Below are 18,311 nucleotides of genomic sequence, written 5' to 3' on the forward strand. Positions count from 1 at the left end.
GACACACGAGGGTTCCTGGGGGTGGTCATGCGGTTCGTGGTGGTGCTGGTGGCGTTCCTGGCCCTCATGTCGCTGCGCTCTGCAGGGAGAGCGCGGATGGCCGGACCGGCGTCCTCGCCGTCGGTCCCCTGGACCCGGTCCGGCCGTCCGTCGCCTGATGCAGGCGTGGCCGGGTCAGCCGGCCGGTACCCCCGCCGTTCCGGCGAGTGCCTCCAGATCGCTCTTTCGGACCCGGATCACGAACCAGGCCGTGCCGAGAGCCAGTACGGCCATGGCCGCGGCCGCCACGAAGCCCATCGAGATGCCCTGGGCGAGCACCTCGTGCCCCCACGTGCTGGGCAGCTGATGTGTCTTGGCGAACTCCGCCTTCTGCTCCGCCGATCCGTTCGCGAGGAACTTCGGCAGCTGCTTCTCGGCCTCGTCCCTGCTGGCAGAGCCGAAAACCGTCGTCAGGATGGACAGGCCGAGCGAACCGCCCACCTGCTGCATCGCGTTGAGCAGTCCGGAGGCCGCACCCGCCTCGTGCTGGGCGACACCGGAGACGGCCGTCACGGTCAGCGTCACGAAGTTCAGGCCCATGCCGAAGCCGAACACCAGCATCGGGCCGAGCACCCCGCCGACGTAGGAGCTGTCGGAGCTGATGAGGGTCTGCCAGGCCAGTCCGATCACCGCGAGAGTCGAGCCGGTGAGCATGAACGGCTTGGGCCCGAGCACGGGCAGGAATCGCTGCGACAGCCCCGCGCCGAGCGCGATCACGACCGTCACCGGCAGGAAGGCGAGACCGGCCTGGATCGGGCTGTATCCCAGCACGTTCTGCACGAACAGCACGATGTAGAAGAACATGCCGAACATCGCCGCGGCCAGGCTGAGCATGATCACGTACGTGCCCGAGCGGTTGCGGTCGGCGAACATCCGCAGTGGGGTGATGGGCTCCTTGGCCCGGGACTCGACGAGCGCGAAGGAACCCAGCAGGACTACGGCGGCGGCAAAGGAGCCGATGGTCAGACTGTCTCGCCAGCCCTCGTCCGCCGCGCGGATGAAGCCGTAGACGAGGGTTGCCATGCCGGCCGTCGAGGTCGCGGCGCCAGCGATGTCGAAGCGGCCGGTGTGACGCTCCGACTCGTTGATGTACATGGGTGCGAGCACGGCGATCAGTACGCCGATCGGCACGTTGACGAAGAGCACCCAGCGCCAGTCGAGCCACTCGGTGAGCATGCCGCCCGCGAGCAGACCGATCGCGCCACCGCCCGCGGAGACCGCGGCGAAGACGCCGAAGGCCCGGTTGCGCTCCGGACCCTCGGGGAACGTCGTGGTGATGAGTGCCAGCGAGGTGGGCGACGCGATTGCGCCCCCCATGCCCTGCAGGACTCGTGCGGCCAGCAACTGCCAGGGTTCCTGGGCGAATCCGCCGAGCAGAGAGGCAAACGTGAACAGCAGGATGCCCGTCATGAAGACCCGGCGGCGGCCGAGGATGTCACCGGCCCGGCCGCCCAGAAGCAGCAGACCGCCGAAGGTGAGTGTGTAGGCGCTGACCACCCAGGTGAGGTCGGTGGTGCTGAAATTCAGTGCGTCTTGAATGTGCGGGAGCGCGATGTTCACAATCGTCGCGTCGAGTACCACCATGAGTTGGCAGGCCGCGATGACTGCGAGCGCGATGCCGGGATGCCCGTTCCGGCGAGCCGCACCTGGCTTCTGGTCCTTGATCAACTGAGAGGTTGTCACTATGGGTCCCCCACGGATGTGTTAGTGAACGCTCGCGTTCACTGTCGCGTCAACGGTAGTGAGTCCCCGATAGTGAACGCAAGCGTTCACTTAAATTGGTGTTGCGTGGCGAATCCCCCGATGCTGCCGCGTGGCGCACACCCGCTCCCGAACTCCCCGCTCCCCCTGCTCGCTGGAGACACTCAGATGGTTACCTCGCGCTGGACGGCCGCCCCCGCTCAGGCGGCCTCCCTCCGTCGGCGCGGCGCCGTGCTCGAACGCGCGATCCTCGATGCCGCCCTGGAACAACTCAGCACGGTCGGCTGGAGCGGCCTCACCATGGAGGGCGTCGCCGCCGGTGCCCAAACCGGCAAGGCCGCGGTCTATCGCCGCTGGCCGTCCAAGGAGGATCTCGTGGCGGACGCCCTGCAGGCCGGACTGCCACGCCTTGATCAGGCGCCCGATCTCGGCAGCGTGCGTGAGGATCTGCTCGCGCTGTGCCGGGACGCCAGGGACGCGATGTTCTCCCGCCCGGGTTTCGCGTTTCGCTCGGTGATTCACGAATGCGACCCAATCCAGGCGGAGCGCTTCCATGCCGTGATCTTCGACGGGATCGTGGAGCCCACCGTAAAACTGCTCCGAGAAGTCATCACCCGTGGCATGGAGCGGAACGAGGTCCGCCCCGATGCCGCGAACAGCTACGTCCTCGATGTCATCCCGGCCACCATGATGTACCGCTCCAAGATGCGCGGCAGCGAATGGGGTGATCGTGATCTCGAGGAAATGGTCGACCAGTTGATGCTTCCGTTGCTGCGGCCGAGCGGTGGCTGAGTGGTGGCCGAGCAGGGGCCGTGGCGGTCGTGGCGCAGCTGAGGGAAGCCGGGGTGTCGCCGGATGATCTGCGGGGCGTAGGCTAAGGGCGCCATGCCGTACGAAGCACCTACTCACACCGTCGAGCGCTCCCTTCGCGCCACGACCGGAGCGAAGATCATTGCCGGCGTAGACGAGGTGGGGCGCGGTGCGTGGGCCGGTCCCGTCACGGTCTGCGCGGCGGTCACCGGACTGCGCCGGCCCCCCGAAGGTCTCACCGACTCCAAGCTGCTCACCGTCAAGCGGCGCACCGTGCTTGCCGTGGAACTGCGGAAGTGGGTGACCTCGTACGCCCTGGGGCACGCTTCCCCGGAGGAGATCGACGATCTCGGCATGACCGCCGCGCTGCGTCTGGCGGCGGTGCGCGCCCTCGAGGCTCTGCCGGTCCGTCCCGACGCGGTGATCCTCGACGGGAAGCACAACTATCTCGGCAATCCCTGGCAGGTCCGTACGGTGATCAAGGGTGATCAGTCGTGCGTGGCGGTCGCGGCGGCCTCGGTGATCGCCAAGGTTCAGCGCGACAAAATGATGGCCGAACTGGGTATCGACCATGCAGACTTCGGTTTTGCGGCCAACGCCGGGTATCCGTCGCCCGTGCACAAGGCCGCACTGGCGGAGCGGGGCCCCACCCCGTACCACCGGTTGTCGTGGGCGTATCTTGATGCGCTGCCCCAGTGGCGGCATCTCAAGAAGGTCCGCAGTTGGGCGGACGGAGGCGTTCCGGAAATCGAGGGTCAGCTGGGCTTCGATTTCTGACGATTCCGCTCGCACTCACGTACCACCCGCCGACGCGAGTCGTACCAGTGTTTGATAAAAATCAGCTCATGCCTCTCATTCCCGAGGAGCCTCAGATTCACGAGAGTGCCCAGGGTCCCCGCGCCACTTCGGCCAGTGGCCGCACCGCGCCGACCCCCCGTCCTGTACCCGGCCCCCGCCCCGCGGCTCCGCCGCGTCCTGGCCGTCCTGGTCCGCTCCGGCCCACGCCGCCGGTGCAACGCACGTCGGGTGACGTGGCCACGTTGAAGCCCGGACCCTCGGTCCCGGCTGCTCCTGCCACCGCCGTCACGGCTCCGGCCACCCCACAGATCCAGCTGATCCCGGCTTCGGCGGACGGTGCGCTCGACGCCGCCGAAGAAGCCGTGGACCTCCTTCTGGACTCGGGGCGCGCCCCCGGCGACGTGCTGGTGATCACCACCGGCGAACAGCACCCGTGGGCCACCCACGAGCTGTCCTTCGGTGAAACCTCCTACTGGGCGCAGCACGACGCAGGCGACGACGTCTTCTATGCGGACGCGTCTGCAGCCGGTCGCGCAGCCTCGCGCCCCGTGGTCGTGGTCGCCGTCAACGGCGGTTCCGACACGGCCGCTGTCACCGTCCTGCCGCTGGCCCTCACTCGGGCCGGAGCCTTGCTGATCGTCTGCGGAGACCCGCAGCAGATCAACTCGGTGCTGGGCGCAAGCGTCTGAGTCCTTTCCGGTACGTCCGCGCGGACGTACCGGAGCGACGTGGGCGCCGCTCCGGCGGCGTCGGCACAGCGGGTCTTTTGGCGTGCGCGGAGCACACCGGGTGACGGGTGCATGCGTTAGTCCGCCGGGGCCGGGCGACGAGCCGAGAGAGATTCGGCGCGCGAGTCCGTGGTCCCTCGCTCGTGACCATGACGGCGATGCCCCCGTGCTGAGCGGGGGCTGCTCGAATGCCTCGGCCCTGACTCTCGGACACGACTCCCTCTGCAACGCCCCCTGGCCCCCTGCAACTCCCCCGACTGGCCTGCCGTGAAAGTGGCGGACCGGGGGAGCCTTGCCGGCGAGGAGACGGGGCCCGGCCGTGTCCTCAGCGGGCTGCCGCGCGGCGCAGTACCTCCGAAGCGGCACCGCCGGTCCGTGGCAGCAGTGGCGGTGCCTCCGACATGCCGAAGGGCTCTGGTGATGAGTCCGCGCTGGGGCGGCGGCCGCCGCGGCCCTCGCCGAGGACCTGCCAGCCGTCCCGGGTCAGAGTGATGTACGCCCCGCAGCGCAGCCCGTGCAGTGTGCACGCGTCGCGCAGGCCCCACATCCAGGCGCCGTCCTCTTCGGTCCAACGCGCGTCGCCCTCACGGCAGTAGAGCAGCACGGCGGTGCGCACCGGTGTGCGGCGCCGCAGGTCGTGCGGGATCACCCGGCGCAGCTGAGCGAGAAGCGTGTTGCGGAACATCCAGCCGTCGGCCGGAGCCGGGCGGCGCGTGAACGAGGCGCTCGCGCAAAGGCGTTCGTCCGGGTCGAGGACAGCTAGGATCGCAGTCGCCGGCCTGGGGTGGTGCCGGGAATGGAGGCCGCTGACGACTTCCCGGGGGTTGCGCAGCAGGGGGATTCCGGCTGCGGCCCACTCCGCGGGTTCGAGCATGCGGGCGAGAGGGTTGGTGGATGCGGCGGACAGGTCGGCAGACGTCGACGTGGATGCCGCCGAGGACGGAGCGAATCCGAAGGTCACGTTCCTCCCTTCGGCTACGCGCCCACACTGCGGGCGGGGTTTTGTTCAGGGGAGCGCACGCCGCAGCAGAGCCCTACCGGACCACGGGCGAGCCGTGCGGGGAGCGGACTCCAATTCTTGCTGTCGAACTGGGATGCGGCAACGAGCAATTGGGGCCACTGACCGGAATCTGACGGAGTGTGGTTTATATCCCTACCCAGGGTGTCGCGTCGCGACGCGTGAGGCGACCGTTCACCTCACGTTCGTACACCGTTGGCATGGAAGTGGTCCAGGGCGGCGGCCGGCAGATGTGCGGTGCTGCGCGGCGGTCAGCCCTGAACGGCCAGAACCAGGGGCAGCACCCCCTGCGCACCGGCACGTCGGAGCATGCGGGCCGCGACTGCGAGTGTCCAGCCGGTTTCGGTGAAGTCGTCCACGAGGAGGACGGGGCCCGTGGCCTCGGCGAGCGCGGAAGCCAGGGCGGTCGGCACGGTGAGCGTGCCGTCCAGGGCCTTCAGGCGCTGAGCGCTGTTGCTGCGGGACACGTGGGGCTCGCCCGTGTATTCCACCGAGCCCAGCAGCGGCAGCCTGCCGACCTCCGCGATGCGCGCACCCAGGGAGTTGATCAGCTGCGGTCGGGTGCGGGAGGCGATGGTGACCACTCCCACTGGACGCGGTTGGGCGTCCGCCGCTCCCGAGGCCCAGCCGTCGGGGCCCTTGGCCCAGTCGGTGAGCACGCCCACGACGGCCTTCGCCACATCGTCCGGCACGGGTCCGTCCGGGGCCTGCGGGGCGAGCATGGGGCGCAGCCGGTTGCCCCAGCCGATGTCCGACAGGCGGCCCAACGCCCGCCCCGAGGCGGCCTGTTCGCCGGCCGGGATACGCCCCTTGAGATCGACGCCGATCGCCGGAAGGCCGGTCGGCCACATGCGGCGCGGCTCCACCTCGACGCCCGCCCGGCCGAGATCGACGCGTGCCGCGTCCACGGCGGTCAGGGAGGCGTCCGTGGTGAACCGCGCGCCTACGCAGTTGTCGCAGCGACCGCAGGGCTTGGCGCCCTCGTCGTCGAGTTGGCGCTGCAGGAATTCCATACGGCAGACCGTCGTCGAGGCGTACTCGCTCATCGCCTGCTGCTCGGACTTGCGCTGCCGCGCGACCCACTCGTATCGCTCGGTCTCGTAGGCCCACGGCTGCCCGGTCGCGATCCAGCCGCCCTTGACCCGCTTGACCGCCCCGTCCACGTCGAGAACCTTGAGCATCGTCTCCAGACGGGAGCGGCGCAGCTCCACCAAGGGCTCCAGGGCGGGCAGCGACAAGGGCCTGTCCGCGCGTGCCATGACGTCGAGAGTGCGGCGCACCAGATCTTCCGGTGGGAAGGCGAGCGACGCGAAGTACTCCCAGATCGCCTGGTCCTCCTTGCCCGGGAGGAGAAGTACCTCGGCGTGCTCGACGCCGCGCCCGGCGCGGCCCACCTGCTGGTAATAGGCGATCGGGGAGGATGGTGAGCCGAGGTGCACCACGAACCCGAGGTCCGGTTTGTCGAAGCCCATGCCCAGCGCTGAGGTCGCGACCAGGGCCTTCACCTCGTTGGCCAGGAGGTCGTCCTCGGCCTGCTGCCGGTCGGCGTTCTCCGTCTTGCCCGTGTAGGAGGCGACATTGTGCCCGCGGTGTCGCAGGAAAGTGGTGACTTCTTCCGCGGCGGCCACGGTGAGCGTGTAGATGATGCCGGATCCCGGTAGCTCGCCCAGGTGCTCGGCGAGCCAGGCCATCCGGTGCGCGGCGTCCGGCAGCCGAATGACGTTCAGGCTCAGGCTCTCCCGGTCCAGTGGGCCGCGCAGCACCAGGGCGTCCGACGCGCCCCCGGTACCTAGCTGTTCCGCGACGTCGGCGGTCACGCGCGCGTTGGCCGTGGCGGTGGTCGCGAGTACGGGCACCCCCGGGGGCAGATCGCCGAGCATGGTGCGCAACCGTCGGTAATCCGGGCGGAAATCGTGTCCCCAGTCGGAGATGCAGTGCGCCTCGTCCACCACCAGGAGTCCGGTGGCGGCGGCGAGCCTGGGCAGCACCTGGTCCCGGAAGTCCGGATTGTTGAGCCGCTCCGGGCTGACCAGCAGGACGTCGACCTCACCCGCGGCGATCTCGTCCTGGACCGTGTCCCACTGCTCGGTGTTGGAGGAATTGATGGTCCGCGCGCGGATGCCGGCCCGAGCGGCGGCCTCGACCTGGTTGCGCATCAGCGCGAGCAGCGGGGAGACGATCACAGTGGGGCCGCTGCCACGGGCGCGCAGCAGCGAGGTCGCCACGAAGTAGACCGCGGACTTGCCCCACCCCGTGCGCTGCACGACGAGCGCCCGGCGTCCGTCGGCAACGAGCGCTTCGATCGCCCGCCACTGGTCCTCACGCAGCCGGGCCACGCCCGTGGCGTCTCCGACGAGGCGGGCGAGGACTGCGTCGGCGGCCGCCCGGAGTTCCGCGTTGCTCGTGTGCTCCATGCGTCCCATCAAACAGGACGGCACTGACAATCCGGATCGGGCCTGTGGAGAGGAGGGAGTGAGACCCCGAGATGCCTTGGCACGCGGGGTCGACAAACCTCACTGGAGTGATCGGCTTGACGTGTCCCTGGTCCGAGTTATCCACAGGGCAAAGCGGAATATCGCGATCCGCGAGATCGTCTGCGCATGACGAATCACGGCGAAACCACTGGATCCCCCGATAACGGCAAGGCCGGCGGACGTGAGGATCGCGAGTCCAACGGTGGACACGACGAGTCGCACGGGCGACGAGACATGCCCGCCGGTCCGAGCTCTCCCGATAGTCATGGCGGCCGCTACGAACAAGGGAAGGGTGGGGGACAGGACGCGTACGCCGAGCGCCCGGGCCGCCGCCCGGACCAGGTCGACTGCACTGCCTACGACAGCCACGGCGCCGAGCACCAGGTCACGCTGCGCACGCCGGCCGAACTGGCCGACGCACTGCCTTACCTGCTCGGATACCGCCCCGAGGACAGCATCGTCCTGGTCGCCCTGCACGACAGGGACAGCCGCGGCCGGTTCGGCGGCCGTGCCCGGCTCGGCATTCCCGCGAACGCCGACGACTGGGCGTCCGTGGCCGAGCAGTTGGCACACGGGCTCGTGACGGGCAGCGAGCGCAGAGGAGCCCGGCCCGAGCAGATGGTCGCCTACCTCTGCCAGGAACCGGCGAAGGGTGAGACGGGACGCCAGGTCATGGAGCGGTTGCGGCCACTGGCCCAGAAGCTGCGCGTCGAGTGCGGTCAGCTCGACGTGCCGGTGATCGAGGCACTGTGCATCTCGGACGGCCGCTTCTGGTCGTACTGCTGCGTGAACGAGGCATGCTGCCCGCCCGCCGGCTTGCCCATGGGGCTGCCCGGCACGTCAGTGCTGGCCGCCGCTGCCACCTATGCCGGCCTCCAGGTGCGCGGCACGCTGCGCGAACTGCGGGCCAGGCTGCTGCCCTGGGAGACCGCAGTGGCCCTGGAGCAGGAGGGCGCCCTGGACGCGGCGAGCATGGCGCTGGTCCCCAGGATTCTGGATGACGCCAGTCGTGCAGGCGTGGCCGAGGAGACACTGGAGCTGGCCGTGCTGGTCATGCGTCGACTGGCAGAAGCCCCGCCCGTGTCCGGCGCGCTCACAGCCGATCTCCGCGATGACGAACTGCTTGCACACGACGAGGCCGCGACTCTGATTCTCGGCCTGCAGGACCGCGCGACTCGAGACCGCGCGGCCGAATGGATGGAGGGTGAGGCGGCCGCTGTCGCACTCCGGCTCTGGCGGGCCCTCGCACGCCGATGCGTCGGGTCGTACGGCGAACACGCGGCGGCGCCCTTGACCCTGGCGGGTTGGGTCGCTTGGTCGACGGGCGACGGGCTGGAGGCCAGGGAGGCCCTTGCCATGGCCCTCGGCGCGGACCCTTCTTACCTCTTCGCCCGCCTGCTGCACCAGGCCTGCAACGAAGGCCTGGACCCGGAGTCGATCCGTCGCTGCCTGCGTGCGGAGCGGAAAGACCGCGAGCGGACGACAGTCCAGCGGGTGCACGGCGAAGAGGAGATCGCAGGGCCGGTGGCAGGCGAGGCCGTTGAGCCGGTGCCGGTGCCGAAGGGGGCTTCCCGCGCGCGGCGCCGTGCCCGCCCGGGCAGCACTGTCGGCAACCAGCCACGCTCGGCGAAGGCAGGAGGCCGGGGGAGTGGTGCGAGCGTTCCTCGCCCGCGGACTCGGGTCGTAGGCGGCACACGTCCGGGCTCCGCCCGCACGGACCGCTCGCGCCCCAGTGCCTCGGGGAAGGACGCCGCTCGCTGTCGCAACGACGGCCCCGGAAGCTTCCGGCCCGGAAGCGACAGTGTCGAGCGGGAGGCGTGAGCGATGCCTCGAGAACGCCGGCGGGGTCGGTTCGGTCGACGACGGTTGCAGAACGATCTGCTTGCGGCACCAAGTGGTCGACGGAGGCGATCGGGGCCGCCGCCATTCGGTCAGGTAGGCCCGAAGAGGCGTGACCCGGAGCACTCTCCTTCCGTTCACCTGAGCGGCGGTACGCCCGGATGGCCGTGCCGCCCCACAGACCCCGTCCGTCCGGATCCTTTCACCCGGCGCCGCACACAGCCGAGGTACACCGAGCGCGGAAGAAGCCACCCCATGAATCAGCCGAATCCGTCCTCCGCCGTTGACGACGACCGCTCCGGCGTCGGCCGATCCGGGCTGTCTCCGCGGGCGGGTGCGGAACTGCCGACGCACTCGGCCGGCATCGGTCGGCACGAGCCCCGGATCGCGACCGACGCCCCGTGTGTCTCTCCATCCGACGGCCGGGACCGGCGCCCGCCTGCACCGACGAACCGTCCCGGGTCTGGGCCCGACCATCCCGGGTCTGCGCCCGGGGCAGACGATCAGGATCGGGCCCATGCCAAGCCGACGGTCCAGGGACACACCGCCGCTCGACCGACCATCGAGAGCCTCACCCCCCGATCGATCGACCAGAGCCCCATCGCGGCCCGACCGGCGGACCAGCGCCCGATCACCGTCCGTCCCTGGGACCAGAGCGGCAACGCCGCTCGACCGCCCGCCCCGGGGTGGCCTGCACTGGATCCGCCCGACACGAGTCGCCTTGCGCTCCGGCCCACGCGCTCGGACCGGTCTCCGGTTCGGGCAGCCGATCCTGACCAGCTCTCGGTTCGGCCCGCGGGCCGTGACCAATCCTGGGCGCGATCGCCGAGAGTGGCTGCCCCGTCCCCGATCCCGTCCCCGGGCCCGCTTCCGGCACTCCGCCGGTCGGCCGAGTTGCCGTCCACGCACAACGCGATGATCTGCGTCTCGCTCCCGGGGCTCGCCATCTCGACGGCGCAGGGGCAGATGACCGGTCAGGGGTTGGAGGGGTTCTACCGTGCGGGTCGGCGCCTGCTCTCGCGGTGCCAGGTCCGCGTGGCCGGGCGGGAACCGCTGGCGGTGCAGGCTCGGATGACCGCGGCCGACCGAGCCCGCTTCGTGGGCACACTGCGTGCCTCCCCGCACTCCGGCCCGGACCCGGACGTCGTTGTCGAGCGCTTGCGCCACGCGGACGGGACGGAGCGCATCACGTTGCACAGTGCAGCCCTGCGCCCCCTGCGCGTTCCGGTCGAGGTCGCCCTGGGCACGGACCTGGCCGAGCTGGGCGCCATCGCGTCGGGCACGGCGCAGCCTGAATTGCCCGCCAGCGTCCACGACTCGGGCCTGCGCTGGTCCTGCCCCACCGGGAACTCGTCGGTCACGGCCGATCCGCCGCCCGCGGACGCGCTGGCCTCCGCGGGCCTCCTGCGTTGGGAGCTCGAGCTGCCGCCTGGCGGCAGCAGAAGCGTCGAGCTGCGGGTGAGGCCGGACGGAGCGCGGTCCGCGCGGGACGTGGGCCGCGCGGCAACGAGCCCTCTCGCCGCCGCCGGGGCGTCCAGTGACGACTCGAGGATCCAGCCGTTGCTGAGGACAAGCGTCGAAGACCTCCAGGCCTTGATGCTGCGCGACCGCAGTCACCCCGGCGACCTGCATCTCGCGGCAGGTGCCCCCTGGCGCACCGGTCTCGCACCGGCCGACGCGCTCGCCGCGGCGCGGATGGCGCTGCCCCTCGGCACCCGCCTCGCCGCAGGCACGCTGCGTACCCTCGCACGCAGCCAATTCCAGGGCACAGGACCCCAGTCCGGCATGCTCCCCGGTCCGCGACGGGACGCGGGCACCCATCTGCCGCCGGGTTGCACCGGCACCGAAGCCACCCTGCTCTTCCCGGTACTTCTGGCGGAGGCCCGCCGCTGGGGGCTTCCCGAACCCGAGACGGAAGCGCTGCTCCCGGCGGCCGAGCGCTGTCTGGCCTGGCTGCGGGCAACCGTCGGCGACGGCACTTACGTGCGCGACCCGCATCCGGGTGGTCCCGTCCGTTGCGAGATGCAGGCCCACGCCCACCGCGCGGCCCTGCTGGGCGCCGATCTGCTCGATGCGTACGGGAGACCGGGTGGCGCCGAGCTGCGGTACTGGGCGCAGACGCTGCGGACGGCGTTCCGGGAGGACTTCTGGATCGACGACCTGGCGGGTGGCCGACCGGCGGCCGCCCGCGCGCCCGACGGCACGCTGGTGCCGTACCTGGGTGCGGCCGCCGCTCATCTCCTGGACACCGGCCTGCTCGGCGGGGGCGAACTGGCCCCCGGACTGCTCGACAAGGTGCAGACCGAACAACTCGCGCGACTGCTCGGCAGCCCGGCCATGGACTCGGGCTGGGGTCTGCGTGGACTGGGCGCGAAAGAACCCGGATACAACCCGTTCGGCCACCGCAGCGGTGCCGTGCGAATCCACGAGACGGCGATCGCCGTCGCAGGCCTGGCCGCCGCCGGACACGAGAAAGAGGCGAGTTCGCTCCTGAGAGGCGCACTCGCGTCGGCAGAGACCTTCGGGCACCGGCTGCCAGAGATGTACGGAGGCGAGCAACGCACCGAAGGGAGCGCTCCCCTCCCGCACCCGGCGGCCTGTCGCCCCGCTGCCACCGCGGCGGCCGCCGGCGTGCTGCTGCCGACCACGCTCGCGGGCATCCGCCCCGACGCCCCCGCCCGGACCGTCACGCTCAGCCCCATGCGCAGCGCCCCCCTGGGCGAGGTCGTCCTGACGGGACTCCGCGTCGCCGGGGCCTCCTTCTCCGTGCGGGTCAGTCGGCTCGGCCTCGCCATGGTCGAGGAGGCGGCCGACGGGCTGCAACTGGGTGTGTGACCTCGGACGACGCAGCATTGCGCAATGGCGCGGACGAGATGGGAGGGTCAGATCGGACCGAAGTGGATCAGCCATCGAAGCGGCCGACGAAGGGGAGTGTTTATCGTCAAGCAGACGACTATGATCGCCGCATGCCCTACGACCCGTCAGCATTTCCGCCCTTCGCCGTCACCGTGGACCTGGTCGTGCTGACCGTGCGCCGTCATGCGCTGTGCGCGCTGGCGGTACGCAGGGGGGAATCACCGTTCCAGGGGCGCTGGGCGCTGCCCGGGGGCTTTGTACGGGCCGACGAGGATCTGGCGCAGGCCGCCGCACGCGAGCTGGCCGAGGAGACCGCGCTGCGCGCCCACGACCCGTCCGTTCCCGCGCAGGACAACGGCGCTCACCTGGAGCAGCTCGCCACCTACGGTGACCCCAAGCGGGACCCCCGTATGCGCGTCGTCAGCGTCGCCCACCTGGCGCTGGCCCCCGACCTGCCCGCACCCCGGGCGGGCGGCGACGCCAGTAACGCGCGCTGGGCACCGGTCGAGGAGCTGCTGCAGCAGGGCGGCTACGGCCGCGACGGCGAACCGATGGCGCCGCTCGCCTTCGACCACGCACAGATCCTGTCCGACGGTGTGGAGCGAGCCCGTTCCAAGATCGAGTATTCGTCTCTCGCCACGGCGTTCTGCCCCACTGAGTTCACCGTCGGAGAGCTGCGCCGGGTCTACGAGGCGGTGTGGGGGGTGGCACTCGATCCGCGCAACTTCCATCGCAAGGTGACGGGCACACCGGGCTTCCTCGTCCCCACCGGGGGGACCACCACACGCCAGGGCGGTCGCCCCGCCCAGTTGTTCCGGGCCGGGGGTGCCACGTTGCTCAACCCCCCGATGTTGCGCCCCGAAGTGTGACGCGGGAGCCCGGACTCGGCGCGGCCGGCTCAGCGGATGGCGGCCAACACGGCCGGAGCGGACCAGCCTACGAAGTGGGCGCGCGATCCAGAAAAAACGGACATAGCGCGCTATCTTGCTGCGGGTGATCCAGGTCTTCGGATTGACCAGCAATCCCCGCAAGGAGCTTGCGCCTGCCGTCGATGACGTCTCCTTCGATGCACGCGCAGGCCACCTCACCGCGCTGCTCGGCCCGACGGGGGCGGGTAAGACGACCGCACTCAGACTCATGCTCGAACTCCAACAGGGCCGTGGCATCACCTATTTCAGGGGCCGCCCCCTGCATCGCATCGCCCATCCCTCGCGCGAGGTCGGCGTGCTCCTGGGTGACGTACCGGGACACCCGGCCCGCACGGTCCGAGGCCATCTCCGCATGCTGTGTGCCGCCGCCGGAGTCCCCGTCCGCCGCGCCGACGAGGTCCTCGAAGTCGTCGGCCTCGTCAGCCTGCGCGACGAGCGCCTCGGCACCCTGTCCCGCGGCATGGACCGCCGTCTCGGCATGGCCTGCGCCCTGCTCCCCGATCCGCACACCCTCGTACTCGACGAGCCCGCCGACGGACTCTCCTCCCGCGAGACCCGCTGGTTGTACGGCATGCTGCGCGCGCACGCGGCCCAGGGCGGCACAGTCCTGCTGACCACGGCCGACCCCAAGGAGGCCGCCGGCAGTGCCGACCGGGTCGTCACACTGGAGCAAGGGAGACTCGTCGCCGACCAGAGCTCCGGCGACTTCGCCCGCACCCGGCTGCGCCCCCGCGTCGCAGTCCGCAGTCCGCACGCCGCGCGCCTGGCCGCCCAGCTCACCAAGGAAGCCCGCGGCGCGCGGCGATCCGTCGAGGTCGTGCGCGAGCGCGGCAACCGGCTCTCCGTGTACGGCAGTACCTGCGCCGACATCGGCGAGACCGCGTTCCGCCACGGCATCCTCGTACATCAACTCGCCGACGAAACCGGGGACATGGGGCCCGGAACGACGGAAGCCCCCATCAGGGAAGCGGAAGCCGCCGACGAGTCGCCGACACCGGACAGGTCGCGCACCGCGGACCCGGCTCAGAACCCCGGTGCGGCACTTCAGCGGGCAGCCACCGAAGCGCATGCTGCGACGCCGGCGGGTGCGGCTCATGAAACGCGCCCTCATTCCGCTTCCCGGACTCAGGGCTACGGGCTGCATGACGCCGACCCACTGAAGTCGCCCGTCACCGAACCCCCGTCGCGCGTACCGTCCAGTCGTGCCGCGATGCCGGCCTCGCGCCCCGCTGGAGCCGGCCTCGACGACGTGTCTCCCCTCCCACCCCCCATCTCCGTCCGCACCGCCCCCAGCCCCCTCCGCCCCCTTCGCTACGAGATCCGTCGTGCCGCGGGCATCGGCACGGGGTTTCTCACCGCGGCCGCTGTGCTCGTCGTGTCAGCTCTCGCCGCCGTCGTCCTGGCACGGATCGGGCACACCCCGCAGTCGCGCCTGCTCGTCGCGTGGCCGCGGGAACTGCCGCTTCCCCCTGCTGCGCTCGGTGCGGGACTGCTCGGCGCGCTGGCATTCGGCGACGAGTTCCGCCACCCCGCGCTGGCGGCGGACCGCGGCACCGTGCCCCGTCGGCTGGGGCTGCTCGCCGCGAAACTCCTCGTCGCCACCGCCACCGCGCTGATGCTGGCCTTCCTCACGGTCGGCTGCGACGCCGAAATGCTCTACCTCGTATACGGACGGGAGCTCACGCAGGTTCCCGGGGACTGGCTTTCGCTGAGTGCGAGTTGGCTCGGACTGGTTGTCGGCTGCGCGTGGGCCGGAGTGCTGGCCGCCGGCGTCTTCCGGTCCACCACCGCGGGACTTGCGGCCGTACTCGCCGTACCGGTCCTCGTCGTTCCCCTCGTACAAAAGGCCTTGGCGGGATCGTCCGTGCGTACGGCGGCCGGGCTTCCGTTGCGGCTGCGAGAGGTGTTCTTCATGCAGTGGCCTTTCGGGGGAGAGCGCTATCTGTCCGCCGTCGCGCGCGTGATCGCCCAACCCGTGGGCGGCGCCCTGACGTTGTCGCTCAGCGCTCTGCTCTGCGCGTATCTGCTCACCACCCTGCGCAGCAGGGTCCGATGACCACCGTTCGCACGCTTTCGGCGCACCCTGTGCGCAACTCCCTGGGGTAAGCCCATTTCTTTCCGATAAGGCGTCAATTGCGACGGGGTGAGCGATCACCCTTTCGTGTGCTTTTCACCAAAGACCTCAAGGCAGTTGAGAACGACGCCGACAAAAGATCCGTGAGTACCCTTGCGCACACCATGATGACCGCCGCCCGCTCCGCAGACTCAGGTCTCGTCGGCCCGGGCGAACTCGACCGCTACCCCTACGCCGAGACCCCCGTGGTCGACCGCGTCGGAGCCCCCGCCTGGGAGAGCGCGGACCCGGAGCTGAGCCGCGTCGGGCGGCGTGCCGCAGGCAGCCGGGGGCGCGGGCTGCATGGCCAACTCGTCCAGCAGCTTGGCCAGATGATCGTCTCCGGTGACCTGGGCGCCGACCGTCCGCTGGTGCCGGAGGAGATCGGCCAGCGCTTCGAGGTCTCCCGCACCGTCGTCCGTGAGTCGCTCCGCGTGCTGGAGGCCAAGGGCCTGGTAAGTGCCCGCCCGAACGTCGGCACGCGCGTGCGCCCCGTCAGTGACTGGAACCTTCTCGACCCGGACATCATCGAATGGCGCGCCTTCGGGCCGCAGCGTGACGACCAGCGCCGCGAGCTGAGCGAGCTGCGCTGGACGATGGAGCCGCTCGCCGCGCGTCTCGCCGCGGGGCACGGGCGCGAGGACGTCCAGCAGCGGCTCGCTGACATGGTCGAGATCATGGGGCACGCGATGGGGCAGGGTGACCCCATCACCTTCTCCCGCGCCGATGCCGAGTTCCACTCCCTGCTCATCCAGGTCGCGGGCAACCGGATGCTGGAGCACCTGTCCGGGATCGTTTCGGCGGCCCTCCATGTCTCCGGTGGTCCGGTCACCGGCTGTGACCGGCCGAACGAGACCTCGCTGGGGCACCACGGCAGGATCGTCGACGCCCTCGCCACCGGGGACGGCGCGGCGGCCGAATCGGCCATGCGCCAACTGCTCACGGTCCACCCCGAGGTGGAGCGCGTGGTACCCGCGCCGCGCGAACACTGACCGCACACCGCGGGCGGCGCGGCCGGGAGATGTCTCCCCCTCCTGAGGCATAGCTCGGTCGTCGAGCCGCCTCCGTCGGACCCCGCAGGATCCGCGAGATCCTGCGGGGTCCGACGGCGCAACGGGCCGCGAGGCCCTTTGGGCAGCCCCGGTCCGACCCATGGATGACCTCATATGTCTACGTTTGATAATTTTTGAGCGCTTACGGGGTGTGACTCGGGCCACGCAGAATGGGCGTAACACTCGCGGAGGCAGCGCGATGACCTAAGAGGTGACAGCCGAGGAGGGAATACGGACGCCGTTTGCGGCGCTGTGCATCTTCCCGGCCCTCGCCCGCGCCGTCGGCCCAATCCCCAAGCCGGTGGTCGGCTCCTGTCCGCCTGGATGGGGCCGGAAGCCGTTTTCCAACGTTCCGAGAGGTTGTTCGTGTCGGCCAGCACATCCCGTACGCTCCCGCCGGAGATCGCCGAGTCCGTCTCTGTCATGGCTCTCATTGAGCGGGGAAAGGCTGAGGGGCAGATCGCCGGCGACGATGTGCGTCGGGCCTTCGAAGCTGACCAGATTCCGGCCACTCAGTGGAAGAACGTACTGCGCAGCCTCAACCAGATCCTCGAGGAAGAGGGTGTGACGCTGATGGTCAGTGCCGCGGAGCCCAAGCGCACCCGAAAGAGCGTCGCAGCGAAGAGTCCGGCCAAGCGCACCGCCACCAAGACGGTCGCGGCCAAGACGGTGACCGCCAAGAAGGCCACCGCCACCGCCGCCCCGGAGGCGCCCGTCGAGGACGACGCCCAGACGGTCGCCGCGAAGAAGACGGTCGCCAAGAAGGCGGCGGCCACGAAGAAGACCGTCGCCAAGAAGACGGCGGCCAAGAAGACCAGCTCCTCCAAGAAGGATGACGGCGAAGTCGTCGAGGAGGAGGCGACCGAGGACACCCCCAAGGGCGCCGACGAGCCCGAGGGCGCCGAGAGCGCGGGCTTCGTGCTCTCCGACGAGGACGAGGACGACGCGCCGGCCCAGCAGGTCGCCGCGGCGGGTGCCACCGCCGACCCGGTCAAGGACTACCTCAAGCAGATCGGCAAGGTCCCGCTGCTCAACGCCGAGCAGGAGGTCGAACTCGCCAAGCGCATCGAGGCCGGTCTGTTCGCCGAGGACAAGCTGGCCAACGCCGACAAGCTCGCGCCGAAGCTCAAGCGCGAGCTGGAGATCATCGCCGAGGACGGCCGCCGCGCCAAGAACCACCTCTTGGAGGCCAACCTCCGACTCGTGGTCTCCCTGGCCAAGCGCTACACCGGTCGCGGCATGCTCTTCCTGGACCTCATCCAGGAGGGCAACCTCGGTCTGATCCGCGCGGTCGAGAAGTTCGACTACACCAAGGGCTACAAGTTCTCCACGTATGCGACCTGGTGGATCCGTCAGGCGATCACCCGGGCCATGGCCGACCAGGCCCGCACCATTCGTATCCCGGTGCACATGGTCGAGGTCATCAACAAGCTCGCGCGCGTGCAGCGCCAGATGCTCCAGGACCTGGGCCGTGAGCCCACCCCGGAGGAGCTGGCCAAGGAACTCGACATGACCCCGGAGAAGGTCATCGAGGTCCAGAAGTACGGCCGTGAACCCATCTCCCTGCACACTCCGCTCGGCGAGGACGGTGACAGCGAGTTCGGTGACCTCATCGAGGACTCCGAGGCCGTCGTCCCGGCCGACGCGGTCAGCTTCACGCTGCTGCAGGAGCAGCTGCACTCCGTGCTGGACACCCTGTCCGAGCGCGAGGCGGGCGTCGTCTCGATGCGCTTCGGTCTCACCGACGGTCAGCCGAAGACCCTCGACGAGATCGGCAAGGTGTACGGCGTGACGCGCGAGCGCATCCGCCAGATCGAGTCGAAGACCATGTCGAAGCTGCGTCACCCGTCGCGTTCGCAGGTGCTGCGCGACTACCTCGACTAGGTCGCCCTCGGACGACATCGAAGGCCCGGTTCCCTAGGTGGGGGACCGGGCCTTTTCGTGCTGTCGCGGG

Annotated in this window: 12 protein-coding genes; 9 read left to right on the plus strand and 3 right to left on the minus strand. The window is 70.3% G+C overall.

All coding sequences use genetic code 11. The features are described 5' to 3' along the window. Window positions 1–174 precede the first annotated feature (174 nt). Entirely contained in the window at window positions 175–1,722 is a 1,548-nt protein-coding gene (locus ACYUED_RS32560; protein WP_491287910.1) for an MFS transporter, read from the minus strand. Window positions 1,723–1,908: 186 nt separating this feature from the next. Between ACYUED_RS32560 and ACYUED_RS32565 the strand changes: the two genes are divergently transcribed. The 3 genes from ACYUED_RS32565 to ACYUED_RS32575 all read left to right on the plus strand — a co-directional run bounded on the left by ACYUED_RS32565 (window position 1,909) and on the right by ACYUED_RS32575 (window position 4,037). Next, the gene (locus ACYUED_RS32565; protein WP_491287912.1) at window positions 1,909–2,532 is read left to right on the plus strand and encodes a TetR/AcrR family transcriptional regulator; all 624 of its coding nucleotides are present in this window, start codon (window positions 1,909–1,911) and stop codon (window positions 2,530–2,532) included. A 93-nt stretch (window positions 2,533–2,625) separates the two neighbouring features. Next, window positions 2,626–3,327, plus strand: coding sequence for a ribonuclease HII (gene rnhB, locus ACYUED_RS32570; protein WP_491287915.1), 702 nt, complete (start codon window positions 2,626–2,628; stop codon window positions 3,325–3,327). A gap of 68 nt (window positions 3,328–3,395) precedes the next feature. Beyond that, entirely contained in the window at window positions 3,396–4,037 is a 642-nt protein-coding gene (locus tag ACYUED_RS32575; RefSeq protein ID WP_491287917.1) for a hypothetical protein, read from the plus strand. A gap of 364 nt (window positions 4,038–4,401) precedes the next feature. Here ACYUED_RS32575 and ACYUED_RS32580 read toward each other — a convergent pair whose 3' ends face one another. Further along, a complete protein-coding gene (locus ACYUED_RS32580; protein ID WP_491287919.1) occupies window positions 4,402–5,037 on the minus strand; it encodes a hypothetical protein in 636 nt (211 codons plus the stop codon). A gap of 308 nt (window positions 5,038–5,345) precedes the next feature. Beyond that, the gene (locus ACYUED_RS32585) at window positions 5,346–7,508 is read right to left on the minus strand and encodes a RecQ family ATP-dependent DNA helicase (RefSeq protein WP_491287921.1); all 2,163 of its coding nucleotides are present in this window, start codon (window positions 7,506–7,508) and stop codon (window positions 5,346–5,348) included. 186 nt (window positions 7,509–7,694) lie between these two features. Between ACYUED_RS32585 and ACYUED_RS32590 the strand changes: the two genes are divergently transcribed. The 6 genes from ACYUED_RS32590 (at window position 7,695) to ACYUED_RS32615 (ending at window position 18,241) form a co-directional block, all read left to right on the plus strand. Next, window positions 7,695–9,389 (plus strand): DUF4192 domain-containing protein, encoded by a 1,695-nt coding sequence (locus tag ACYUED_RS32590; protein ID WP_491287923.1) that lies wholly within the window; start codon window positions 7,695–7,697, stop codon window positions 9,387–9,389. Between the two features lie 933 nt (window positions 9,390–10,322). Then, window positions 10,323–12,242 carry a glycogen debranching N-terminal domain-containing protein gene (locus tag ACYUED_RS32595; protein WP_491287925.1) on the plus strand — a complete coding sequence of 640 codons (1,920 nt, stop codon included), beginning with the start codon at window positions 10,323–10,325 and terminating at the stop codon, window positions 12,240–12,242. Between the two features lie 131 nt (window positions 12,243–12,373). Then, window positions 12,374–13,132: an NUDIX hydrolase gene (locus ACYUED_RS32600; protein ID WP_491287927.1), complete on the plus strand. Its 759-nt coding sequence runs from the start codon at window positions 12,374–12,376 to the stop codon at window positions 13,130–13,132. A gap of 124 nt (window positions 13,133–13,256) precedes the next feature. Beyond that, window positions 13,257–15,248: an ABC transporter ATP-binding protein gene (locus tag ACYUED_RS32605; RefSeq protein WP_491287929.1), complete on the plus strand. Its 1,992-nt coding sequence runs from the start codon at window positions 13,257–13,259 to the stop codon at window positions 15,246–15,248. A gap of 161 nt (window positions 15,249–15,409) precedes the next feature. Further along, window positions 15,410–16,297: a FadR/GntR family transcriptional regulator gene (locus tag ACYUED_RS32610; RefSeq protein WP_491287931.1), complete on the plus strand. Its 888-nt coding sequence runs from the start codon at window positions 15,410–15,412 to the stop codon at window positions 16,295–16,297. 426 nt (window positions 16,298–16,723) lie between these two features. Continuing rightward, a complete protein-coding gene (locus tag ACYUED_RS32615) occupies window positions 16,724–18,241 on the plus strand; it encodes an RNA polymerase sigma factor (protein ID WP_491287933.1) in 1,518 nt (505 codons plus the stop codon). Window positions 18,242–18,311: the final 70 nt, after the last annotated feature.

It is taken from the genome of Streptomyces sp. DF42 (assembly GCF_058267695.1).